The sequence below is a fragment of the Brevibacterium sp. JSBI002 genome (assembly GCF_026013965.1).
GTDB lineage: Bacteria > Actinomycetota > Actinomycetes > Actinomycetales > Brevibacteriaceae > Brevibacterium.
The window spans coordinates 631179-653878 of the sequence record NZ_CP110341.1 but is presented as its reverse complement, the minus strand read 5'-3'; the positions used below and the strand labels follow the sequence as shown (position 1 = coordinate 653878).

General features: G+C 59.2%; 11 protein-coding genes and 5 rRNA genes. 3 read left to right on the top strand and 13 right to left on the bottom strand.

Features of this window, described 5'->3' with window-relative positions:
* The first annotated feature begins 67 nt into the window (after nt 1–67).
* Both purS and purQ read left to right on the top strand, forming a co-directional pair.
* Complete coding sequence (gene purS / locus LJ362_RS02795) at nt 68–325, top strand: phosphoribosylformylglycinamidine synthase subunit PurS (protein ID WP_025780534.1); 258 nt, start codon at nt 68–70, stop codon at nt 323–325.
* Nucleotides 322–1059 (top strand): phosphoribosylformylglycinamidine synthase subunit PurQ, encoded by a 738-nt coding sequence (purQ, locus tag LJ362_RS02790; protein WP_264800651.1) that lies wholly within the window; start codon nt 322–324, stop codon nt 1057–1059. Before purS ends, purQ begins: the two co-directional genes overlap by 4 nt.
* 127 nt (nt 1060–1186) lie before the next feature.
* On the opposite strand, the gene LJ362_RS02785 is transcribed toward purQ, so the two are convergent.
* The 5 genes from LJ362_RS02785 to LJ362_RS02765 form a co-directional block, all read right to left on the bottom strand.
* Nucleotides 1187–1969: a hypothetical protein gene (locus tag LJ362_RS02785; protein WP_264800650.1), complete on the bottom strand. Its 783-nt coding sequence runs from the start codon at nt 1967–1969 to the stop codon at nt 1187–1189.
* 490 nt (nt 1970–2459) lie between these two features.
* Entirely contained in the window at nt 2460–2954 is a 495-nt protein-coding gene (locus LJ362_RS02780; RefSeq protein ID WP_264800649.1) for a peptidoglycan-binding domain-containing protein, read from the bottom strand.
* Nucleotides 2955–3214: 260 nt separating this feature from the next.
* On the bottom strand, nt 3215–4930 hold the full coding sequence (locus LJ362_RS02775) for a hypothetical protein (protein ID WP_264800648.1): 1716 nt from the start codon (nt 4928–4930) through the stop codon (nt 3215–3217).
* 403 nt (nt 4931–5333) lie between these two features.
* Complete coding sequence (locus LJ362_RS02770) at nt 5334–7454, bottom strand: ABC transporter ATP-binding protein (protein ID WP_264800647.1); 2121 nt, start codon at nt 7452–7454, stop codon at nt 5334–5336.
* Nucleotide 7455: 1 nt separating this feature from the next.
* The gene (locus LJ362_RS02765) at nt 7456–9189 is read right to left on the bottom strand and encodes an ABC transporter ATP-binding protein (protein ID WP_264800646.1); all 1734 of its coding nucleotides are present in this window, start codon (nt 9187–9189) and stop codon (nt 7456–7458) included.
* A 215-nt stretch (nt 9190–9404) separates the two neighbouring features.
* Between LJ362_RS02765 and LJ362_RS02760 the strand changes: the two genes are divergently transcribed.
* The gene (locus LJ362_RS02760) at nt 9405–10514 is read left to right on the top strand and encodes a DUF6882 domain-containing protein (RefSeq protein WP_264800645.1); all 1110 of its coding nucleotides are present in this window, start codon (nt 9405–9407) and stop codon (nt 10512–10514) included.
* 154 nt (nt 10515–10668) lie between these two features.
* On the opposite strand, the gene LJ362_RS02755 is transcribed toward LJ362_RS02760, so the two are convergent.
* The 8 genes from LJ362_RS02755 to LJ362_RS02720 form a co-directional block, all read right to left on the bottom strand.
* Nucleotides 10669–10863, bottom strand: a complete 195-nt coding sequence (locus tag LJ362_RS02755; protein ID WP_264800644.1) for a hypothetical protein — start codon at nt 10861–10863, stop codon at nt 10669–10671.
* A 292-nt stretch (nt 10864–11155) separates the two neighbouring features.
* A 5S ribosomal RNA gene (gene rrf / locus LJ362_RS02750) occupies nt 11156–11274 on the bottom strand.
* A 177-nt stretch (nt 11275–11451) separates the two neighbouring features.
* Nucleotides 11452–14569 (bottom strand): 23S ribosomal RNA (locus tag LJ362_RS02745).
* A 418-nt stretch (nt 14570–14987) separates the two neighbouring features.
* A 16S ribosomal RNA gene (locus LJ362_RS02740) occupies nt 14988–16512 on the bottom strand.
* The 16S, 23S and 5S rRNA genes sit together here, the layout of an rRNA operon.
* A 563-nt stretch (nt 16513–17075) precedes the next feature.
* Complete coding sequence (locus tag LJ362_RS02735) at nt 17076–18317, bottom strand: type II toxin-antitoxin system HipA family toxin (RefSeq protein ID WP_264800643.1); 1242 nt, start codon at nt 18315–18317, stop codon at nt 17076–17078.
* Nucleotides 18314–18607, bottom strand: a complete 294-nt coding sequence (locus LJ362_RS02730; RefSeq protein ID WP_264800642.1) for a helix-turn-helix domain-containing protein — start codon at nt 18605–18607, stop codon at nt 18314–18316. The genes LJ362_RS02735 and LJ362_RS02730 overlap by 4 nt, the downstream gene beginning before the upstream one ends.
* A gap of 364 nt (nt 18608–18971) precedes the next feature.
* Nucleotides 18972–19090 (bottom strand): 5S ribosomal RNA (rrf, locus tag LJ362_RS02725).
* Between the two features lie 175 nt (nt 19091–19265).
* Nucleotides 19266–22375 (bottom strand): 23S ribosomal RNA (locus LJ362_RS02720).
* Between the last annotated feature and the right edge of the window lie 325 nt (nt 22376–22700).

Sequence of the window (22700 nt, the reverse complement as noted above, 5' to 3'; positions counted from 1 at the left end):
TGGTTGGTAGACTCTGGGTGAGCGCGGGAGGAACTCCCGAACACTTTCACAAAGGAGCAGTACACGCATGGCACGTGTCGTCGTTGAGGTGATGCCCAAACCCGAGATCCTTGACCCCCAGGGCAAGGCGATCTCCGGCGGACTGACCCGTCTGGGCTTCACCGGGTTCGGTGAGGTTCGTCAGGGCAAGAGGTTCGAACTCGAGGTAGACGGCGAAGCCACCGAGGAGGTCCTCGCCCAGGCACGCGAAGCCGCAGAGAAGCTTCTGTCGAACCCCGTGATCGAAAACGTTGTGGCTGTCCGCGTGGCCGAGGACGCATCGTGACCGCTGTCGCGGCTGATCCCACCGCCGAGGCGACGCCTGAGTCCGGTGTCTCCGTCGGAGTCGTCACGTTTCCCGGAACTCTCGATGACCGTGACGCCGCTCGCGCCGTTCGTCTGGCCGGTGCGAACCCGGTGAACCTGTGGCATGCGGATTCGACGCTGTCCGGAGTCGATGCCGTCATCCTACCCGGCGGGTTCTCCTATGGTGACTACCTGCGCTGCGGTGCGATCGCCGGATTCGCTCCGATCATGGAGTCCGTCGTGGCTGCGGCGAATGCCGGTATGCCGGTGCTCGGCATCTGCAACGGCTTCCAGATCCTCTGCGAGTCCCGGCTGCTGCCCGGTGCGCTCATCCGCAACGATCACCAGCATTTCATCTGCCGTGACCAGGACCTGGTCGTGGAGAACGCGAACACCGCGTGGACGAGCGACTACGAGCAGGGTCAGACGATCCGCATTCCGCTGAAGAACGGTGAGGGCGGGTTCGTCGCCACCGACGAGGTGCTCGACGAGCTCGAGTCCACCGGACGCGTGGTCTTCCGCTACCAGGGCTTCAACCCGAACGGGTCTCTGCGCGACATCGCCGGAATCACGAACGAAGCAGGCAACGTCGTCGGCCTCATGCCGCACCCCGAACACGCCGTCGAGGCCGGCTTCGGCCCCGAGTCCGGCGGCGGAATCGACGGTCAGGGGTTCTTCTCCTCGGCCGTGCGCACCCTCGTCGCCAAGGGCTGAGCCGGCCGGCGGTCCCTGAGACACCGACAGACGAACGACGCCAGATCCCGAAACTCAGAAGCACTGTTCTGAGTCGAGGGCCTGGCGTCGTTTGCATTCTAGTTGCGGGTTGAGTGATCACGGACCTCTATTCGTCGATGTACACCTGCAGCGGCGCCGAGTCTTCGAGGTCGCCGCATTCTGCAGTGATGACGTATCTGCCCCACAGGTCCTTGCTTGAATCCGCTGTGTATCGGACCGATGCGGACTCATCTTCACCGGCGAGTTGGCGCTTTTCCCAGACCTTCGTCTGACCGTCCGTGCTCTTCTTGAACACGCGGAACACGACCTCGTCTTCGGCCGAGCAGTTGACCATTGTGAAATTGACTCCGTCGGTGCCGAGAGCCGTGTCGTTCGTGTCCTCCTCTGGGTTCATCAACAGAGTGCCATCTTCGTATTCACTTCGATCGCCCTCCGCCATGAGGTCGACACTGGTGGACATCTCCCTTACTCTCTCGCCGTCGCGTTCAACATAGACCATGAACGGAAGGGCTGTCGGGACGTCCGGTTCCTCATCCACGACAACCGAGCCGTCGAACGGCCCGTCCTTCTTCACAACGGACTTCTTGTCGTTGAGACTGGTGGTGACGATGTCCCCTGCTTTGAGCCCGTCGACGGTGTATTCGATTCCCTTGCCGTGCGCGACCTCGTACAGTGTCATCGTCGCGAACCTCAGCGCCAGATCTTCATTGTGAGACTTGGGGTCGCCCTCCGAGCCTTCTTCCTCTGCTGCCCCGGATTCGCTCGAGTGACTTCCGTCGGTTGGAACAGAGCCCGAAGGTGCGGCGTCGAGACTCAGAGCCGTCGCCGGTCCGGCTGCGAGCATGGATAGGCTGAAACCGACGGTTGCGGCGAGTGCGAGCTTCTTCATTGTGATCATCCTTCTTTCGTCCTTGCCAGTGATGTTCTGAAAGCGTTGTCGGGTTGATCTGCCGTATTCGGTTGTGGTGCGACCGTAGGCAGGACGAAAGAGTTCTGTGGAGTTCTGATCATTGTGGTCATGACAACTTCGAAACAGCGTTCCGAACGGTTTCGAGACGTCAATGTGACCTGCCGATTCGAACGCCGAGCCGTCTTTCAGAATCACGCACCGCCCACAGCGGCACTCTCGCCGAGGCGGCGCTGTCGTTCCTGGTCATCCCCATTGTTCCAGCGAGGTTGGGTCGGAGCTGGCTGCTCCGGTTGAGGCAGGCTGATCCGGGCGCACAGGCCGCGATCAGACTGTCGATCACATCGTCATCACTCCGCAGAATTCGGCAGGCTGAATTGTTATCGCCGATTTCGGAGATTCCAGGCCGCGGTCCCCTGCTCGCGACTCCGGAAGCAGGGGACCAGAACTGTCAGCAGCACCTTGGCCGGACTCAGTCTTCGGCCCAGTCGAGTCCGACGGCGGTCTCGAGAGTGCTGTTCGTGGCGTGCAGTGGGACAGCCCAGGTTCTGTCCCCGACGATGCCGTCTGAGTCGACGCCACCCCGCTTCTGAAAGCCCTCCACAGACTCCTTCGTGCCGGCCCCGAATTCTCCGTCGGCTTCGCCCGGCGACGGCCAATCACCGCTGCCTGCACCAGAGATGAGTAACTTCTGCAGGTCGCGAACGACGTCGCCTTTCGACCCGGTCTTCAGCAGAGGCATCGGACCACCGTTCGGAAGTGCTTCCCAGGTGTCCTTTCCGACGATGCCATCAACCGTCAGTCCGGCACTCTCCTGAAACCGTTTGACCCCCGCTTCGGAGTCCGGTCCGAAATCACCGTCGACTGCGACGCTGAGATCGGGAATTCTCCGCAGAGCTCGCTGGGCGCGCAGGACCGCGGTGCCCTTGTCGCCGCGTTTGATATCGGGCTGACCTGGACTGGACATGATTGTGCTCCTCGTTCATCGGTTTCGTGGAAGCTTCCTTGCCTCCACGACGACCAAGCTAGGCCCGCTGTTCCTGCACCGGCAAGACCCGGACGTGACTCAACGGGCGTGCACGCGAACTGCTCGGCACTGCCTGTGAGGACAGCACAGATCGGCCCCGGTTCTTCGACCAGGAGTCGAGGAACCGGGGCCGATCGCTTCCGCCAGGACCGCTTCTCGCCGTCGGGCCGGGTGGAGTCACCAACCCGACGGGTCACCGGTCACTGCCAGCTCTTGTTCTTCCGGCGTGCCAGACCGATGGCCGCTCCACCGCCGAGGATGAGCAGGGCGCCTGCAGCCAGCCCGGTGAGTTCGGCACCGGTGCGAGGCATCGACGAGCCGCCCCCGGATCCGCCGGCTTCACCGGAGTCTCCTCCGTTGCCGCCACCGGACTCACCGCCGGTGACTTCGAACTCTCCTGACCTGCTGACGTCCATGCATTCGGCGAAGACCTGGTAGGTCCCGACGTAGTATGCGGGATCATCCCCGAGTCCGTAGACGTGGATTCCGGCCGTTCCTTCTTCATTGGCCGTCGCGGTCTGTTCGTAGAGTTTCTCGCCCTCGTCCCCGGAGTAGACCTCGAAGTGGACTTCGGCATCTGGAACGCATTCGTTGACCATCAGCTGCACACCTTGGTCCCGGTCGATGAAGTCCTCTCCCGGAATCTTTTCGGGGTTGATCGAGAGCTCGGGGTCGACGACGCTGCCGTCATCGGTGACAGTGAACGTGGTCTCTGCGCTCTTGTCGCCGCAGGAGGCCATGACGATGAAGTCACCGACCCAGCCCTTGCCGCCGTCACCGTCAGGGAGGAACTGGACGGATCCCGCTGCATCCTCACCGGCTTCCTGGGTCTCGTCCCAGATCACGGTGTCGGGGTCTTTCGCGGAGCTCACCTGGAACTTCACCTCGGAGTCGACGTGGCAGTCGACGAGGGTGATGTTGACACCGTTCTCGAGGAAGTCGGCCAGCTTCTGGCCCTCCGGGGTGACGCTGAGATCCGAATCGGAGCCGTCGCCGTTCTCAGTGACGGAATACGTCGTCTCCGCGGTCATGTCACCGCATTCTGCGCTGACCACGAAGTCACCGATCCATCCATCGCCGCCGGTTCCAGGCATGAAGGACGCGGAGGCCGAACCGTCACCGCCGGCGGTCTTCGTCTCTTCCCAGATGCTCGTATTCTCGCCCTTGCGGACGATGGTGACGGTCACTTCTTCGCCCGCCTCGCAATTGCTCACGGTGATGTCGACACCATCGTCGAGATACGAGTCGATCCCTTGGCTCTGCGGGTCGACGCTGACGGCCGCATCCGAGTCATCTTGGCTGTCGGTGATCTCCACGCTGCCGCTGAATGTCTCCGACTCTTCGCCGTCGCGGGCGACGGTCACGGTGACATCGACGACGTCGCCGACCTTGAGCTCGGTGTTGCCGCGGAGCTCTCCGTTGAACGTTCCGTCACTGTCGACGGTGATGGAGCCGCTCTCTCCGGGTTCGGCGGTGACGGTGTCTCCGGCCTTCAGCCCGGTGATGGTGTACGGGATGGCCTCGGCTGCCTCGTCGACGGGCATCGACGACTGGTCGAGGGAGAACGAGGCATCGATCGGGGTCGAGTCCTCGGGCGGTTCGTCCGAACCTTCGCCAGGGTCGGCTGCCTCATCACCGTCGCCGGGATCGGTTGCGTTCTCGTCGCCTCCCGGATCAGTCGATTCCTCCCCGTCACCGGGTTCGGTGGGTGTGCCGGGATCAGCGGCGTCGTCACCAGGGTCCGTGGGCGGGTCCTCTGTTCCCGGGGATTCTGCGTTGCCGTCTCCTGCTTCTCCCGCGGCTTGGACGTCGGCCGCCTGCGCAGTTGTGCTCTCATCTGCTTGTGCGGCTGCCTGACCCCATCCTCCGAGGGAGAGTGCCAGAGCGAACGTTGCCGCCATTGCCAACCGTTTCATGATGTTCCTTCCAGAGTTCTGGTCGGTTGCCGTCTTCAGTTATGGCTTGGACCATACGCAGGCAATGAAGAGCGCACGACTTTAGGTCGTTTAGATCATGACAGAAGTGATAGAGGTGTTTTGCCGAATGTTTATCACTTCGCAATACTGGTCGTGCGGCCTGATTATAGTGCTCCACGTGTTCGTCCCCCAGGCTGTGCTCTCACCTGCACAGCAACTTCTATTTGGGGCTGGTGAGCCGCACGGCAGAGCGGTCAGAGCAGTGTCACATTTGGATCGATTTCGGCATTCACGCCCTGAAAAACGTTATGTCGGATTCTCCGTTCACCATCTGATTTCTGCGGTGAATGCGATGCAGGGTCCCCGAGCTCAAGCTCGGGGACCCTGCCACTGCTCGGAACGATCAGGCTTGCGGAGAGCGGCCTTCCTCTGCCGGCGCCTCGGAGCTTTCGCCTTCGGCATCCGGCCCGTCCGCGCTGTCGCTGGCGGAGACCGCAGCTTCCTCGACCGGCGCACCGGCCTCGGCTGCGGCGAGCACCTCGGCGGTGAACTGCTCCTCGGCGTCCTCTCCGCGGAACTGCGACATGTACAGCCGGTGGTAGGCGCCTTCTGCCGCGAGCAGCTGCTCGTGGTTGCCATGTTCGACGATCGCTCCGTCTTCCATCACGAGGATGGTGTGAGCGTCACGGATCGTCGACAGCCGGTGGGCGATGACGAACGACGTCCGATCGGTTCGCAACGCTGCCATCGCCTGCTGCACCAGCACCTCGGTGCGGGTGTCGACCGATGAGGTCGCCTCGTCGAGGATGAGCAGTGAGGGGTCGGCGAGGAACGCTCGAGCGATGGTGATGAGCTGCCGTTCGCCGGCCGAGACGCTGCCGCCGTCGGAATCGATGACGGTGTCATAGCCGTCGGCCAGCTGGCGCACGAACCGATCAACCATCGTCGCCTTCGCGGCTGCGACGACTTCCTCATCGGTGGCGCCCAACCGGCCGTAGCGGATGTTGTCGGCGATGGTGCCTTCGAACAGCCACGCATCCTGGAGCACCATGCCCACATGTGATCGGAGGTCGGCCCGGCTGAGGTCGCGGGTGTCGATGCCGTCGAGGTAAATGGTTCCGCCCGTGATCTCGTAGAAGCGCATCACGAGGTTGACCAAGGTGGTCTTGCCGGCACCGGTCGGGCCGACGATCGCCACCGTATGTCCCGGTTCGGCGGTGAAGGACACCTTCTCGATGAGAGGCGTCTCCGGAGCATACCGGAAGCTCACTTCGGAGAATTCGACCTTGCCCGGAGTGCGCGGGGGCAGTTCTTGCTGCACCTCGTCGGGGTCCTCCTCCTCGGCGTCGAGCAGTTCGAAAGTCCGCTCCGCCGAGGCGACACCGGACTGGAGCATATTCGCGACACCGGCCATTTCGGAGATCGGCTGCGAGAACTCGCGTGAGTACTGGATGAACGCGGTCGCATCACCGAGCGTCATCTGTCCCGTCGCCACCTTGAGTCCGCCGGCGACGGCGATGAGGACATAGCTGAGGTAGGACACGAACTGCATTGAGGGCATGATCATGCCGGAGACGAACTGTGCTCCTGCCGAAGCCTTGTACAGCGATTCGTTGCGACGGTCGAACTCCTCGAGCATGACCTCGTCACGACCGAAGGCCCTGACGATGTCAAGACCGGAGAATGACTCTTCCACGTGCCCGTTGACCTCACCGGTGTGCTTCCACTGCGCCTTGAACAGCTTCTGCGAACGGGTGCCGATGACGCCGGCGATGATCGCCGACAGCGGCAGAGCGATGAGAGCCAGCAGTGCGAGCTGCCAGGACACGATGAACATCATCACGCCGATGCCTATGATCGTCAGCGCAGACTGCACGAGCTGAGAGAACGCCTGCTGCAGGGCCTGCTGGATGTTGTCGACGTCGTTGGTCACTCGCGACATCACATCGCCGCGCTGACGGGTGTCGAAGTAGCGCAGCGGCAGTCGGTTGATCTTGCGTTCGATGTCCTCACGCAGACGGTAGACCACGCGCATGACCAGGGCGTTGAGGATATACCCCTGCGCCCACATGAGCATCGAGGCCACGAGGTACATGAGCAGGACGGCGATGATGATCTGACCGAGCGCCGTGAAGTCGATCCCCTGCCCGGGCACCACCTCGGCGGTGGAGAGCATATCGGCGAAGTCGTCTCGGCCCTCGGCGCGGGCCCCGGCGATGATGTCGTCGATGTTCGCACCAGCGGGCAGCTGAGCGCCGATGACTCCGGAGTAGACGACGTCCATCGCCTTGCCGAGGACCTTGGGCGCGATGACGGTGAGCACGACGGAGCCCACGACGAGGGCGACGACGTAGAACATGCCCTTCTTCTCCGTGGCCATGAGTCCGAACAGACGCTTGACCGACGGCCAGAAGTGCTTGGCCTTGCGCGGAGGCGTGCCTCCGCTCATCTCCAGTTCCTCGCCGCTGGGGATGTATTCGTCTTCCCCAGCCACCACAGTTTCGGTTGAGTTGTTGTCGGCCATGTCAGTTCACCTCTTCCGTGGTCAGCTGGGACTCGATGATCTCGCGGTAGGTCGGATTCGCCTCGGCGAGTTCCTCATGGGTGCCGCGGCCGACGATCTTCCCGGCTTCGAGGACGATGATCTGGTCGGCGTCCCGGATCGTCGATACGCGCTGGGCGACGACGATGACGGTGGCCTCCCCCGTCGATTCGTCGAGGGCGGCCCGCAGGCGGGCGTCGGTGGCGACGTCGAGGGCGGAGAACGAATCGTCGAAGACGTAGATCTGCGGCTTCACCGTCAGGGCTCTGGCGATGCACAGACGCTGCCGCTGACCGCCGGAATAGTTCGTGCCTCCCTGGGCGACGCGTTCTGAGAGCTTGTCTTCTTTCTCGGCCACGAAGTCGTCGGCCTGGGCGATGCGCAGGGCCTCCCACAGCTCTTCATCGGTGGCGTCCTCATTGCCGAAGCGCAGGTTCGAGGCGATTGTGCCGGAGAACAGGTACGGCTTCTGCGGCACCAGACCGATGAGTTGGGCCAGCTGGTGGCGGTTGAACTCGGTGACGGGGGTGCCGTCGATGAGGATCTCGCCGACCTGCGGGTCGATGAGTCTGGGGATGAGGTTGACGATCGTCGACTTGCCGGAACCGGTCGATCCGATGATCGCGGTCGTCGTTCCGGGCTGGGCTGTGAAGTTCAGTCCCTCGAGCACAGGCACCTCGGCGCCGGGATATCCGAAGGTGACATTGCGGAATTCGAGCTCACCGCGACCCGGCAGCTCCGTGACACCGGCCGGGATGGTCATCGTGCTGCGGGTGTCGAGGATCTCTGCGATGCGTTCGGCGCAGACGACGGCGCGCGGAATCATCATCATCATGAATACGCCCATCATCACGGCCACGAGGATCTGCAGCAGGTACTGCAGGAACGCGGTCAGCGATCCCACTTCCATCTGTCCGGCGTCGACGCGGTGGCCGCCGAACCACAGGACGGCGGCAGTCGCGAGATGGAGGATCATCATGATGGCAGGGAACATGAGCACGAACAGGTTGCCGACCTTGACCGAGGTTTCGGTCAGGGCACGGTTGGCATCGGCGTAGCGGTCGGTTTCGAAGGGCTCGCGGACGAAGGCACGGATGACACGGATGCCGGTGATCTGTTCGCGCAGAACTCCGTTGATGTCGTCGACCTGGTCCTGCATACGGCGGAACAGCGGCATGAGGAGGTAGACGAGGATGGCGACGACGATGAACAGGACGGGCACGGACACCCACACCAGCCAGGACAGCCCGGCGTCTTCCCGCAGGGCCATGATGATGCCGCCGATGCACATGATCGGTGTCGAGACCATGAAGTTCAGGGTCATGAGCACGAGCATCTGAACCTGTTGGACGTCGTTGGTGTTGCGGGTGATGAGGGTGGCGGATCCGAATTTTCCGACTTCGAGCATCGACAGGTCGTCGACCTGCCGGTAGATGGCTCTGCGGAGGTCGCGGCCGACGCCCATTCCCGTGCGGGCGCCGAAGTAGATCGCGGTGATCGCGGTGACGACCTGCACGAGGCAGACGAGCAGCATCGTCATGCCCGTCGACCAGATGAAGTCGGTATCGCCCTTGGCGACTCCCTCGTCGATGATCCGGGCGTTGAGGCTGGGCAGGTACAGTGCTGCGATGGTCGAAGCCAGCTGCAGGATGACGACCAGAATGATGAACGGCCAGTAGTTTTTGGCGTATTTCAGGGACAGGCGGAGTAATGCCACGTTGAACGTCCTGAGAGAAGAGCGGCTGATGATGGAGTCGTGAGAGTTGCGAAGCGCAACAGACTAGCTTACATTGATTCTCCTCTCAGAGATAGACGAGCCGGCGGCAGATCGGGGCGTTCTGCCACGACCTCCACTTCGCCATGAGGCACTGACACGGCCTTCGCACCGCGTGCCTCCTCGCTTCTCGGGCGCTCCCGCATACGCTTGAAAGCATGAGCTCAACTCTGCAGGACCTGGTCAATCGTGCCGTCTTCTATTCGACGGAGGTGCAGACGCATTTCGGTGCGCTCATCGCCGACGCCGAGTGGGAAGTCGACTTCAGCTCCGACCCGCACCTGACGTTCACGTCGGCCGAGGGCGCCGTCCTGCGCACCCGACCGCATCTGCTCGGATCGGAGTCAGGCAGGGAGAAGACGTGGCTGTGGGGTTGGGAGAACGTCAATGACTTCCCCGATGCCGTCGTCGGGCTCTCCCACGAGGTGCGCAAGTTCGGGGCCGCTGAGGACGTCAGCGAGCTCACGACACCTGAGCTCTCCCTCGATGAGGAGCTCGCACTGCGGCTGACCCTGGCATCGAAGGAGGCCACCGACAAGTGGGCCCACTATCCTGCCGCCGCCGGCGCCGGGACCACTGTCTGGCTCCTCGTCGATGCCGCCGAGATCGCCCTGCCCGCACCGCAGGTCAAGGTCTCTGTGAGGGCGCTCATGCAGGGACTGACGCAGACGACGGTGACCGACCACCGCGCGGCCATCGAAGCGTACGTCGCCAAACGCGGCATTCCGACGGCAGAGCTCCCCGAGGGTGGCCTGCGGATGCTGTTCGCCGACGGCTCGGCCGACCTGTCTTTCGACGATCAGCGTCGCATCTCCAACTGCGACCTGAATGCACCACTGGAGGGCAAGGCCGCCGAGCAGTACGCCGCCGCGGAACCCACAGGCAGCCCCGCCGAGGGAGCCGCCGCCTCTCGCGCGACCGATTCGACTTCCGCTCCCGCCGCGAAGGATGTTGCCGCACCACCTGCTTCGACCCCAGCGACACCGACGCCTGCTGAGACAGAGGAAGCCGCGCCCATGGAGTCCGTGCCAGACGAGAAGCCGGCAGCGGAAGCGGCCCCGGCGGCCGAGGCTCAGGCCGAGGAAGCTGCAGAGCCTGCGGCGGAGGCTTCGGACGCCGTACGCGGGCAGCGGCGGCCGGAGGCCGAGCGGCCGCTCGGAGACGGATCTGTCGGACCCGCCGAGACGGAGACTCCGATCGAGGAAGGGCCGAGCAAGGAGGCCAAGCCGAAGAAGAAGGGCCTGTTCTCCAAGCTGTTCGGACGCTGATGCGCCTCTGAGCTGTTGGATCCCTGACGGATGCTTGGGGCGCCGATCGGCGGCCCCAAATGTTTCATCGGCTTTCAGCGGTTGACGGGCGTCTCGGGTCCCCAGCGAGAGCCTCGATCGAAGAGGAACCTTCGTTCATCATCATTGCGCAGCGTCAGTTCCGAGTCCGCTGCTTGAAGAGAGAACTCCCCTCTCCGACCTTCGAGTACCGGAACTCAACCGTGCCGGAGGGATCGCGAATAAGCGTCTGAGCGCCGTTGCGGACGGGATAGAGCTTCGCTGTGATCGACTGGCCTTCGACGCTGTAGACACCGTCCTGGAAGTCTCCGTCGGAATACCGCACACTCATTCACATGCCCTTGCCTGAGCCTATCTGCCCGAAAGCGATCTGAGTGATGTCTGCAAGATCTCCGCACGTCTGCGAGAACACCACTCTCAGCTGCCGGCGACAAGCCGGAGAATACACGAATGGCCTCGTACGACTCCCACTGAGAGTCGCACGAGACCATTTACTACCTGACGGGGGCCCAGCAACCTGGCGCCAGGTAGCTGCGCCCCCGTCAGGTAGCAATAACCGGTGAATACAGTGATGGCCCCGCCCAACCCAAAGGATTGAACGAGGCCATCACCACTAAAAAATATTGCGGCAGTCACTTACTCTCCCACAACCACCAAGTTGCAGTACCATCAGCGCGAATGGGCTTAGCTACCGGGATCGGAACGGTTAACCGGGCGTTTCCCCACCACTATCACCACCGCAAAACCAACAAACCACGCTCACCCAAACCCATGTTTGGGTGGTAGTGGTCCAAGAACCGCACAGCGAACGCGAACACCAAAAACTTATACAACATGCACACCCGAAAGTGTGAACTCTTCAAGCCATCCCAGAAAAGACGAAACAATCTCTCACACACACCAACCCCACATTGGAATGGTTGATGAGTGATCGGTGTATTAGTACCAGTCAACTCCACACCTCACAGTGCTTCCATACCCGGCCTATCAACCCCATCATCTATAGGACACCTCCCCTGACTCAAGGTCAGTTGGAAATCTCATCTCGGAGCCGGCTTCCCGCTTAGATGCTTTCAGCGGTTATCCATCCCGAACGTAGCCAACCAGCCATGCTCCTGGCGGAACAACTGGCACACCAGAGGTTCGTCCGTCCCGGTCCTCTCGTACTAAGGACAGACCTCCACAAATTTCCTACGCACGCAGCGGATAGGGACCGAACTGTCTCACGACGTTCTAAACCCAGCTCGCGTACCGCTTTAATGGGCGAACAGCCCAACCCTTGGGACCGACTCCAGCCCCAGGATGCGACGAGCCGACATCGAGGTGCCAAACCATGCCGTCGATATGGACTCTTGGGCAAGATCAGCCTGTTATCCCCGAGGTACCTTTTATCCGTTGAGCGACCACGCTTCCACAAGCCATGGCCGGGTCACTAGTCCCAGCTTTCGCTCCTGCTCGACACGTCCGTCTCACAGTCAAGCTCCCTTGTGCACTTACACTCGACACCTGATTGCCAACCAGGCTGAGGGAACCTTTGGGCGCCTCCGTTACTCTTTAGGAGGCAACCGCCCCAGTTAAACTACCCATCAGGCACTGTCCCTGAACCCGATCAGGGTCCGAAGTTAAGGAATCCACTATGGTCAGAGTGGTATTTCACCGATCGACTCCACCCCAACTAGCGTCAGGGCTTCCCAGTCTTCCACCTATCCTACACAAACCACACCGAATCCCAATACCAAACTATAGTGAAGGTCTCGGGGTCTTTCCGTCCTGCTGCGCGTAACGAGCATCTTTACTCGTAATGCAATTTCGCCGAGTTCGTGGTTGAGACAGCAGAGAAGTCGTTACGCCATTCGTGCAGGTCGGAACTTACCCGACAAGGAATTTCGCTACCTTAGGATGGTTATAGTTACCACCGCCGTTTACTGGGGCTTAAATTCTCCGCTTCACCCTTACGGGTTAACAGGTCCTCTTAACCTTCCAGCACCGGGCAGGCGTCAGTCCGTATACATCGACTTACATCTTCGCACGGACCTGTGTTTTTAATAAACAGTCGCTTCTCTCTGGCCTCTGCGACCACCACCAGCACATCCCACAGCAAGTGTGGTTCACCGGGATGGTCCCCCTTCTCCCGAAGTTACGGGGGCATTTTGCCGAGTTCCTTAACCACGATTCTCTCGATCACCTTAGTATTCTCTACTCGACCACCTGTGTCGGTTATAGGGTACGGGCAACACACACCCTCACGTCGATGCTTTTCTCGGCAGCAGAGGATCACCAGATCACCCCACCAATGTGGGGCGCCCATCAGCTCTCACACTCTATGCGGGGACGGATTTACCTACCCCCACGTGCTACAACCTTAGACCGTGACTACCATCGCACGGCCTGGCTACCTTTCTGCGTCACACCTCACGCTTACCGACTCCACACTCAGGTCCCCCACTCAAACCCAACCACAGGCCCGAAGGCCTGACGGGATCATCACGGGGTTAGTATCGTGTGTTTTGGTACTGTCGGTTGTGTGTCGGTACCAGAATATCAACTGGTTGTCCATCGACTACGCCTGTCGGCCTCGCCTTAGGTCCCGACTTACCCAGGGCGGATTAGCCTAGCCCTGGAACCCTTGGTCATCCGGTGGACGGGTTTCTCACCCGTCTTTCGCTACTCATGCCTGCATTCTCACTCGAATCGCCTCCACCACTCGTTCACACGGCAGCTTCTCCGGCAACTCGACGCTCCCCTACCCAACACCACACCATTACGGCTTAACTGTGGTGCTGCCACAACTTCGGCGGTGTACTTAGCCCCGCTACATTATCGGCGCTCAATCACTTGACCAGTGAGCTATTACGCACTCTTTCAAGGGTGGCTGCTTCTAAGCCAACCTCCTGGTTGTCTTCGCAACTGAACATCCTTTCCCACTGAGCACACGCTTAGGGGCCTTAGTTGATGGTCTGGGCTGTTTCCCTCTCGACAATGAAGCTTATCCCCCACTGTCTCACTGCCACGCTGAACCTTGACTGGCATTCGGAGTTTAGTTGACGTCAGTAACCCGGTAGGGCCCATCAGCCATCCAGTAGCTCTACCTCCAGCAAGAACCACGCAACGCTGCACCTAAATGCATTTCGGGGAGAACCAGCTATCACAGAGTTTGATTGGCCTTTCACCCCTAACCACAGGTCATCCCCTCCATTTTCAACTGAAGTGGGTGCGGGCCTCCACGCGCTCTTACACACGCTTCACCCTGCCCATGGCTAGATCACTCCGCTTCGGGTCTAGGACACGCGACTGACTCGCCCTATTCGGACTCGCTTTCGCTACGGCTACCCCACACGGGTTAACCTCGCCACGCACCGCTAACTCGCAGGCTCATTCTTCAAAAGGCACGCCATCACAGTCATCAAGATACTGCTCTGACGGATTGTAAGCACATGGTTTCAGGTACTCTTTCACTCCCCTCCCGGGGTACTTTTCACCATTCCCTCACGGTACTTATCCGCTATCGGTCATCAGGAAGTATTTAGCCTTACCAGGTGGTCCTGGCAGATTCACACGAAATTCCACGAGTTCCGTGCTACTCGGGCATGCACACACTGCGAACAGTCAATGTTTCGTCTACGGGACTCTCACCCACTCCGGTCCTGTTTCCCACCAGGTTCGACTACACCAACAACACTCACAGACCGGCCATGCTGGACCGGACCACGTACACCCCACAACACCCCTGCAGCAACACCAGCACGCTTGACACTGCACAGGTTTAGGCTCATCCAGTTTCGCTCGCCACTACTCCCGGAATCATTGTTATTTTCTCTTCCTGCGGGTACTGAGATGTTTCACTTCCCCGCGTTCCCTCCACATGCCCTATATATTCAGACACGGGTCACCACCCTCACGAGTGGCGGGGTTTCCCCATTCGGAGACCCTCGGATCAACGCCTGTTTATCGGCTCCCCGAGGCTTATCGCAGATTTCCACGTCCTTCATCGGCTCCTGATGCCAAGGCATCCACCATGCGCTCTTACACACTCACCCAACCCCCAAAGGGACCGGCTTCGTGTGTGCGAAAAATTGTTTCATTCACCTTAACTAGATGATGACAAGAAAAATCACATTACATAAACACCACTTACTCGCGGTGTTTGATGCTCGCGTCCACTATACGATTCTCAAACCACTACCAAACACCCACCACCACACACCAGAAATCTCTGCTGCTTGGTGGCCGGGTTGGTCCTGTTGGTTGAAACCACACCCAACAACCGTTGGGGTTTGTGATTCCAGGACCCAATAACGTGTTCGTCCTAGCCCACCCAAAAACCACATCCGCACCCGGGGCATTGACCCCAGCCAGGCTGTGTGAGCGAGCGAGTGTTGTGATGTTCCACCCTTGAGCTCCCAACCAGATGACGCATTCGATCACTGCGTTGGGGTTCTTATGTGTGCTCCTTAGAAAGGAGGTGATCCAGCCGCACCTTCCGGTACGGCTACCTTGTTACGACTTAGTCCCAATCACCAGTCCCACCTTAGACGGCCCCCTCCACAAGGGTTGGGACACCGGCTTCGGGTGTTACCGACTTTCGTGACTTGACGGGCGGTGTGTACAAGGCCCGGGAACGTATTCACCGCAGCGTTGCTGATCTGCGATTACTAGCGACTCCGACTTCACGTAGTCGAATTGCAGACTACGATCCGAACTGAGACTGGCTTTAAGGGATTCGCTTACCCTCACGGGTTCGCCTCTCTCTGTACCAGCCATTGTAGCATGCGTGAAGCCCAAGACATAAAGGGCATGATGATTTGACGTCATCCCCACCTTCCTCCGAGTTGACCCCGGCAGTCTCCTATGAGTTCCCACCATCACGTGCTGGCAACATAGAACGAGGGTTGCGCTCGTTGCGGGACTTAACCCAACATCTCACGACACGAGCTGACGACAACCATGCACCACCTGTACACCAGCTCCAAAGAGAAGAACTGTTTCCAGAACGGTCCAGTGTATGTCAAGCCTTGGTAAGGTTCTTCGCGTTGCATCGAATTAATCCGCATGCTCCGCCGCTTGTGCGGGCCCCCGTCAATTCCTTTGAGTTTTAGCCTTGCGACCGTACTCCCCAGGCGGGGCACTTAATGCGTTAGCTACGGCGCGGAGAACGTGGAATGTCCCCCACACCTAGTGCCCAACGTTTACGGCATGGACTACCAGGGTATCTAATCCTGTTCGCTCCCCATGCTTTCGCTCCTCAGTGTCAGTTACAGCCCAGAGTCCCGCCTTCGCCACCGGTGTTCCTCCTGATATCTGCGCATTTCACCGCTACACCAGGAATTCCAGACTCCCCTACTGCACTCTAGTCAGCCCGTACCCACTGCACGCGCAACGTTAAGCGTTGCGTTTCCACAGCAGACGTGACCAACCACCTACGAGCTCTTTACGCCCAATAATTCCGGACAACGCTCGTACCCTACGTATTACCGCGGCTGCTGGCACGTAGTTAGCCGGTACTTCTTCTGCAGGTACCGTCACTTTCGCTTCTTCCCTGCTGAAAGCGGTTTACAACCCGAAGGCCGTCATCCCGCACGCTGCGTCGCTGCATCAGGGTTTCCCCCATTGTGCAATATTCCCCACTGCTGCCTCCCGTAGGAGTCTGGGCCGTGTCTCAGTCCCAGTGTGGCCGGTCGCCCTCTCAGGCCGGCTACCCGTCGTCGCCTTGGTGGGCCATTACCCCACCAACAAGCTGATAGGCCGCGAGCCCATCCCTGATCGAAAAACTTTCCACCAACCCTCATGCGAGGGTTGGTCGTATCCGGTATTAGACCCGGTTTCCCAGGCTTATCCCGAAATCAGGGGCAGGTTACTCACGTGTTACTCACCCGTTCGCCACTCATCCACCAGAAGCAAGCTTCTGGCTTCAGCGTTCGACTTGCATGTGTTAAGCACGCAGCCAGCGTTCGTCCTGAGCCAGGATCAAACTCTCCATAAAAAAATTATGTTACGAATGAATCCCAGCAAGACAGCCAACCCCTCACGGGGTGAGAAGGTTGACCAAAAAAACACTGACCAAACACGAAGGCCACCCATGTGATGCGGGAGGTTCGGCGAAGAACCACCCACACGAGGCGACACCATGTTCGATCAGATGATTGTCTTACCAGAAAATAAAATGTTCTGGCATCACAACTTGTTCAAACAAACACGCTATTGGATTCTCAAACCACAAACACACACCCATCACCACACCACAAAAACAGTGTGTTCACTGGGGGTATCAGTTTCATTTTGTGTCACCCACCCGATCGTCTGAACCCGTGGATCAAACCGTGTTTGTCCTGGTCAGACCCGGTGGAAACGGTGTTACGAGAACCTCGTTTCCGGCGGGGCAACGAGATATAACTCTAGACCACTCCAGAGGCGACGTGCAAATCCAAAACCGAGTTTCTCCACGTGACACCCACCACACAGCCTGCAGTGCTCAACGATGTCCCCTTGCAGAGAGGCCGGCCGCACCCCAGCCCTTGCACCAACCGAGCCCAAATGCCGCGCGATTCAGCTGCCCGGGCGGACAGCTTTGCGCAGGCGTGCTAGCTGCTCGTCGATGACGGCACCCACCTCGGTGATCTCTGTCTGCCGGATCCCCCGTTCCACAGCCCGCGACCTCCACCCCTCGACTGCGCTCACGACCTCATTGAGCACCGACACTGCGGTCGGCTTCGCCAGATGGCAGAGAGAGGCGAATTCGAGCAGCGCCTCGGCTTCGGTCTCCGCGGACACGACGCCATTGATCGCTGTCTGCCGTTCGACCGCGGGTTCCGGTTCCGGGTTGATGTCGAACGCCGGGCTCAGCTGCCATCCCGCGTCCGCCCGTATGAAGCCATGGTTACGCAAATGATCATCCGTATTGTGCAGTGCAACTGAGAATGCCACTCGGCGAAACAGTTCCGCACAGTCGCTGCGCCAGCGCCGGCTGTGGTCTTCGATAGCTTCGACGATATCGAGATAGTCACCGGCTTCTCCGTCTCGATGCCCGGTTGCTGTCATCGCACTCATATATCCGATCCGACGGTCAACCGCGCGATCGAATCTCTGCAGAAGGAGCACAGATCTCTCGTCGATACTCAGCAACCGAGATTCAGTGGTGTCGATTCCGGCCCTACGGGCGAGTTCGAGTGCCAGGCCCTCCCACGCGATGACGTCTCGATCGTCGCCAGGTCGGGAGAACTTCGCAATTGACAGCCGTCCCTCATCGTCCGCCACAGATGCCTTGGGCCGCGCCCCTCCCAGAGACCCTGTCCCAGCGTCAAGAAGGCGCTTCACAGCTGCGCCCGACCCTTCTGCGGCCCCATCAGCAGCCCGTTGCAGTTCGGGCAGCGAAAGGAGCTTCGGTACGCGACTCGAAGGGCTGAGGAAGTCTTCGTCGGCAGCACGACGAAACCGCAGAGCTCCCTGTCGAGTGCGATCACTGACTCCGAGCAGGAAGTCGATGTCCGTCAGGCGGCGGTCACGGACGAAGCCGTCGGCGACCTGCCGCCGATGCTCCTTCGCCACGAGATTACGACCCCATCGGTCAGGAGAACAGTCGGCGAATGCTCCCGGTAGACCGGGTACGCTGAACGGGACCGTCGACAGTGGGAGCTCTGGGTCGACGGAATAGGCCCATCGAGCTCCCACATACTCGTCGGAGTATTTGAACGTCGTCGAGATATGCCCCCGTGCGATGTGGAAATACGCAGTACCGACGAATACCGCCGTTCCGCCATGGTCCAATTCAACCCGGATCTGCTCACTCATCGACGAACCCTATCCGGAAGCGTTTCAGCAGAACGCAGTCTTCCGACATCGGTGCTCAAAGGATCGAATGAGGCGGACACGTGGTCGAGCTGCCCCAGTGCCTGCATAACCGACATCACTGCGCCGATTGATACCCCTGCATCACCCCGTTCGACTTTCTGGAGCGTCGATCGAGAGATGCCGGCCCGCTCCGCGACTTCGACAGCCTTGAGCGACTGCATGAGTCGCCACCGACGAATCGAGGATCCGATCTCGGTGAGACGGCGGTCCACTTGGCGAGTGACGCTCATTTCCACTCCTTATGAGTACAATAAACACCGTACGACCAGTTAACGACTAGAATACGCGCCATTAGCTCAACTGGCAAAGACGATTTCGGACGGATCGGTGGCCGGCTGCTGTCCGGAAGGACTCCACAAGATCTCCGCACGTCTGCGAGAACACCACTCTCAGTTGCCGGCGACAAGCCGGAGAATACACGAATGGCCTCGTACGACTCCCACTGAGAGTCGCACGAGACCATTTACTACCTGACGGGGGCCCAGCAACCTGGCGCCAGGTAGCTGCGCCCCGTCAGGTAGCAATAACCGGTGAATACAGTGATGGCCCCGCCCAACCCAAAGGATTGAACGAGGCCATCACCACTAAAAAATATTGCGGCAGTCACTTACTCTCCCACAACCACCAAGTTGCAGTACCATCAGCGCGAATGGGCTTAGCTACCGGGATCGGAACGGTTAACCGGGCGTTTCCCCACCACTATCACCACCGCAAAACCAACAAACCACGCTCACCCAAACCCATGTTTGGGTGGTAGTGGTCCAAGAACCGCACAGCGAACGCGAACACCAAAAACTTATACAACATGCACACCCGAAAGTGTGAACTCTTCAAGCCATCCCAGAAAAGACGAAACAATCTCACACACACCAACCCCACATTGGAATGGTTGATGAGTGATCGGTGTATTAGTACCAGTCAACTCCACACCTCACAGTGCTTCCATACCCGGCCTATCAACCCCATCATCTATAGGACACCTCCCTGACTCAAGGTCAGTTGGAAATCTCATCTCGGAGCCGGCTTCCCGCTTAGATGCTTTCAGCGGTTATCCATCCCGAACGTAGCCAACCAGCCATGCTCCTGGCGGAACAACTGGCACACCAGAGGTTCGTCCGTCCCGGTCCTCTCGTACTAAGGACAGACCTCCACAAATTTCCTACGCACGCAGCGGATAGGGACCGAACTGTCTCACGACGTTCTAAACCCAGCTCGCGTACCGCTTTAATGGGCGAACAGCCCAACCCTTGGGACCGACTCCAGCCCCAGGATGCGACGAGCCGACATCGAGGTGCCAAACCATGCCGTCGATATGGACTCTTGGGCAAGATCAGCCTGTTATCCCCGAGGTACCTTTTATCCGTTGAGCGACCACGCTTCCACAAGCCATGGCCGGGTCACTAGTCCCAGCTTTCGCTCCTGCTCGACACGTCCGTCTCACAGTCAAGCTCCCTTGTGCACTTACACTCGACACCTGATTGCCAACCAGGCTGAGGGAACCTTTGGGCGCCTCCGTTACTCTTTAGGAGGCAACCGCCCCAGTTAAACTACCCATCAGGCACTGTCCCTGAACCCGATCAGGGTCCGAAGTTAAGGAATCCACTATGGTCAGAGTGGTATTTCACCGATCGACTCCACCCCAACTAGCGTCAGGGCTTCCCAGTCTTCCACCTATCCTACACAAACCACACCGAATCCCAATACCAAACTATAGTGAAGGTCTCGGGGTCTTTCCGTCCTGCTGCGCGTAACGAGCATCTTTACTCGTAATGCAATTTCGCCGAGTTCGTGGTTGAGACAGCAGAGAAGTCGTTACGCCATTCGTGCAGGTCGGAACTTACCCGACAAGGAATTTCGCTACCTTAGGATGGTTATAGTTACCACCGCCGTTTACTGGGGCTTAAATTCTCCGCTTCACCCTTACGGGTTAACAGGTCCTCTTAACCTTCCAGCACCGGGCAGGCGTCAGTCCGTATACATCGACTTACATCTTCGCACGGACCTGTGTTTTTAATAAACAGTCGCTTCTCTCTGGCCTCTGCGACCACCACCAGCACATCCCACAGCAAGTGTGGTTCACCGGGATGGTCCCCTTCTCCCGAAGTTACGGGGCATTTTGCCGAGTTCCTTAACCACGATTCTCTCGATCACCTTAGTATTCTCTACTCGACCACCTGTGTCGGTTATAGGGTACGGGCAACACACACCCTCACGTCGATGCTTTTCTCGGCAGCAGAGGATCACCAGATCACCCCACCAATGTGGGCGCCCATCAGCTCTCACACTCTATGCGGGGACGGATTTACCTACCCCACGTGCTACAACCTTAGACCGTGACTACCATCGCACGGCCTGGCTACCTTTCTGCGTCACACCTCACGCTTACCGACTCCACACTCAGGTCCCCACTCAAACCCAACCACAGGCCCGAAGGCCTGACGGGATCATCACGGGGTTAGTATCGTGTGTTTTGGTACTGTCGGTTGTGTGTCGGTACCAGAATATCAACTGGTTGTCCATCGACTACGCCTGTCGGCCTCGCCTTAGGTCCCGACTTACCCAGGGCGGATTAGCCTAGCCCTGGAACCCTTGGTCATCCGGTGGACGGGTTTCTCACCCGTCTTTCGCTACTCATGCCTGCATTCTCACTCGAATCGCCTCCACCACTCGTTCACACGGCAGCTTCTCCGGCAACTCGACGCTCCCCTACCCAACACCACACCATGCGGCTTAACTGTGGTGCTGCCACAACTTCGGCGGTGTACTTAGCCCCGCTACATTATCGGCGCTCAATCACTTGACCAGTGAGCTATTACGCACTCTTTCAAGGGTGGCTGCTTCTAAGCCAACCTCCTGGTTGTCTTCGCAACTGAACATCCTTTCCCACTGAGCACACGCTTAGGGGCCTTAGTTGATGGTCTGGGCTGTTTCCCTCTCGACAATGAAGCTTATCCCCCACTGTCTCACTGCCACGCTGAACCTTGACTGGCATTCGGAGTTTAGTTGACGTCAGTAACCCGGTAGGGCCCATCAGCCATCCAGTAGCTCTACCTCCAGCAAGAACCACGCAACGCTGCACCTAAATGCATTTCGGGGAGAACCAGCTATCACAGAGTTTGATTGGCCTTTCACCCCTAACCACAGGTCATCCCCTCCATTTTCAACTGAAGTGGGTGCGGGCCTCCACGCGCTCTTACACACGCTTCACCCTGCCCATGGCTAGATCACTCCGCTTCGGGTCTAGGACACGCGACTGACTCGCCCTATTCGGACTCGCTTTCGCTACGGCTACCCCACACGGGTTAACCTCGCCACGCACCGCTAACTCGCAGGCTCATTCTTCAAAAGGCACGCCATCACAGTCATCAAGATACTGCTCTGACGGATTGTAAGCACATGGTTTCAGGTACTCTTTCACTCCCCTCCCGGGGTACTTTTCACCATTCCCTCACGGTACTTATCCGCTATCGGTCATCAGGAAGTATTTAGCCTTACCAGGTGGTCCTGGCAGATTCACACGAAATTCCACGAGTTCCGTGCTACTCGGGCATGCACACACTGCGAACAGTCAATGTTTCGTCTACGGGACTCTCACCCACTCCGGTCCTGTTTCCCACCAGGTTCGACTACACCAACAACATCACAGACCGGCCATGCTGGACCGGACCACGTACACCCCACAACACCCCTGCAGCAACACCAGCACGCTTGACACTGCACAGGTTTAGGCTCATCCAGTTTCGCTCGCCACTACTCCCGGAATCATTGTTATTTTCTCTTCCTGCGGGTACTGAGATGTTTCACTTCCCCGCGTTCCCTCCACATGCCCTATATATTCAGACACGGGTCACCACCCTCACGAGTGGCGGGGTTTCCCCATTCGGAGACCCTCGGATCAACGCCTGTTTATCGGCTCCCCGAGGCTTATCGCAGATTTCCACGTCCTTCATCGGCTCCTGATGCCAAGGCATCCACCATGCGCTCTTACACACTCACCCAACCCCCAAAGGGACCGGCTTCGTGTGTGCGAAAAATTGTTTCATTCACCTTAACTAGATGATGACAAGAAAAATCACATTACATAAACACCACTTACTCGCGGTGTTTGATGCTCGCGTCCACTATACGATTCTCAAACCACTACCAAACACCCACCACCACACACCAGAAATCTCTGCTGCTTGGTGGCCGGGTTGGTCCTGTTAGTTGAAACCACACCCAACAACCGTTGGGGTTTGTGATTCCAGGACCCAATAACGTGTTCGTCCTAGCCCACCCAAAAACCACATCCGCACCCGGGGCATTGACCCCAGCCAGGCTGTG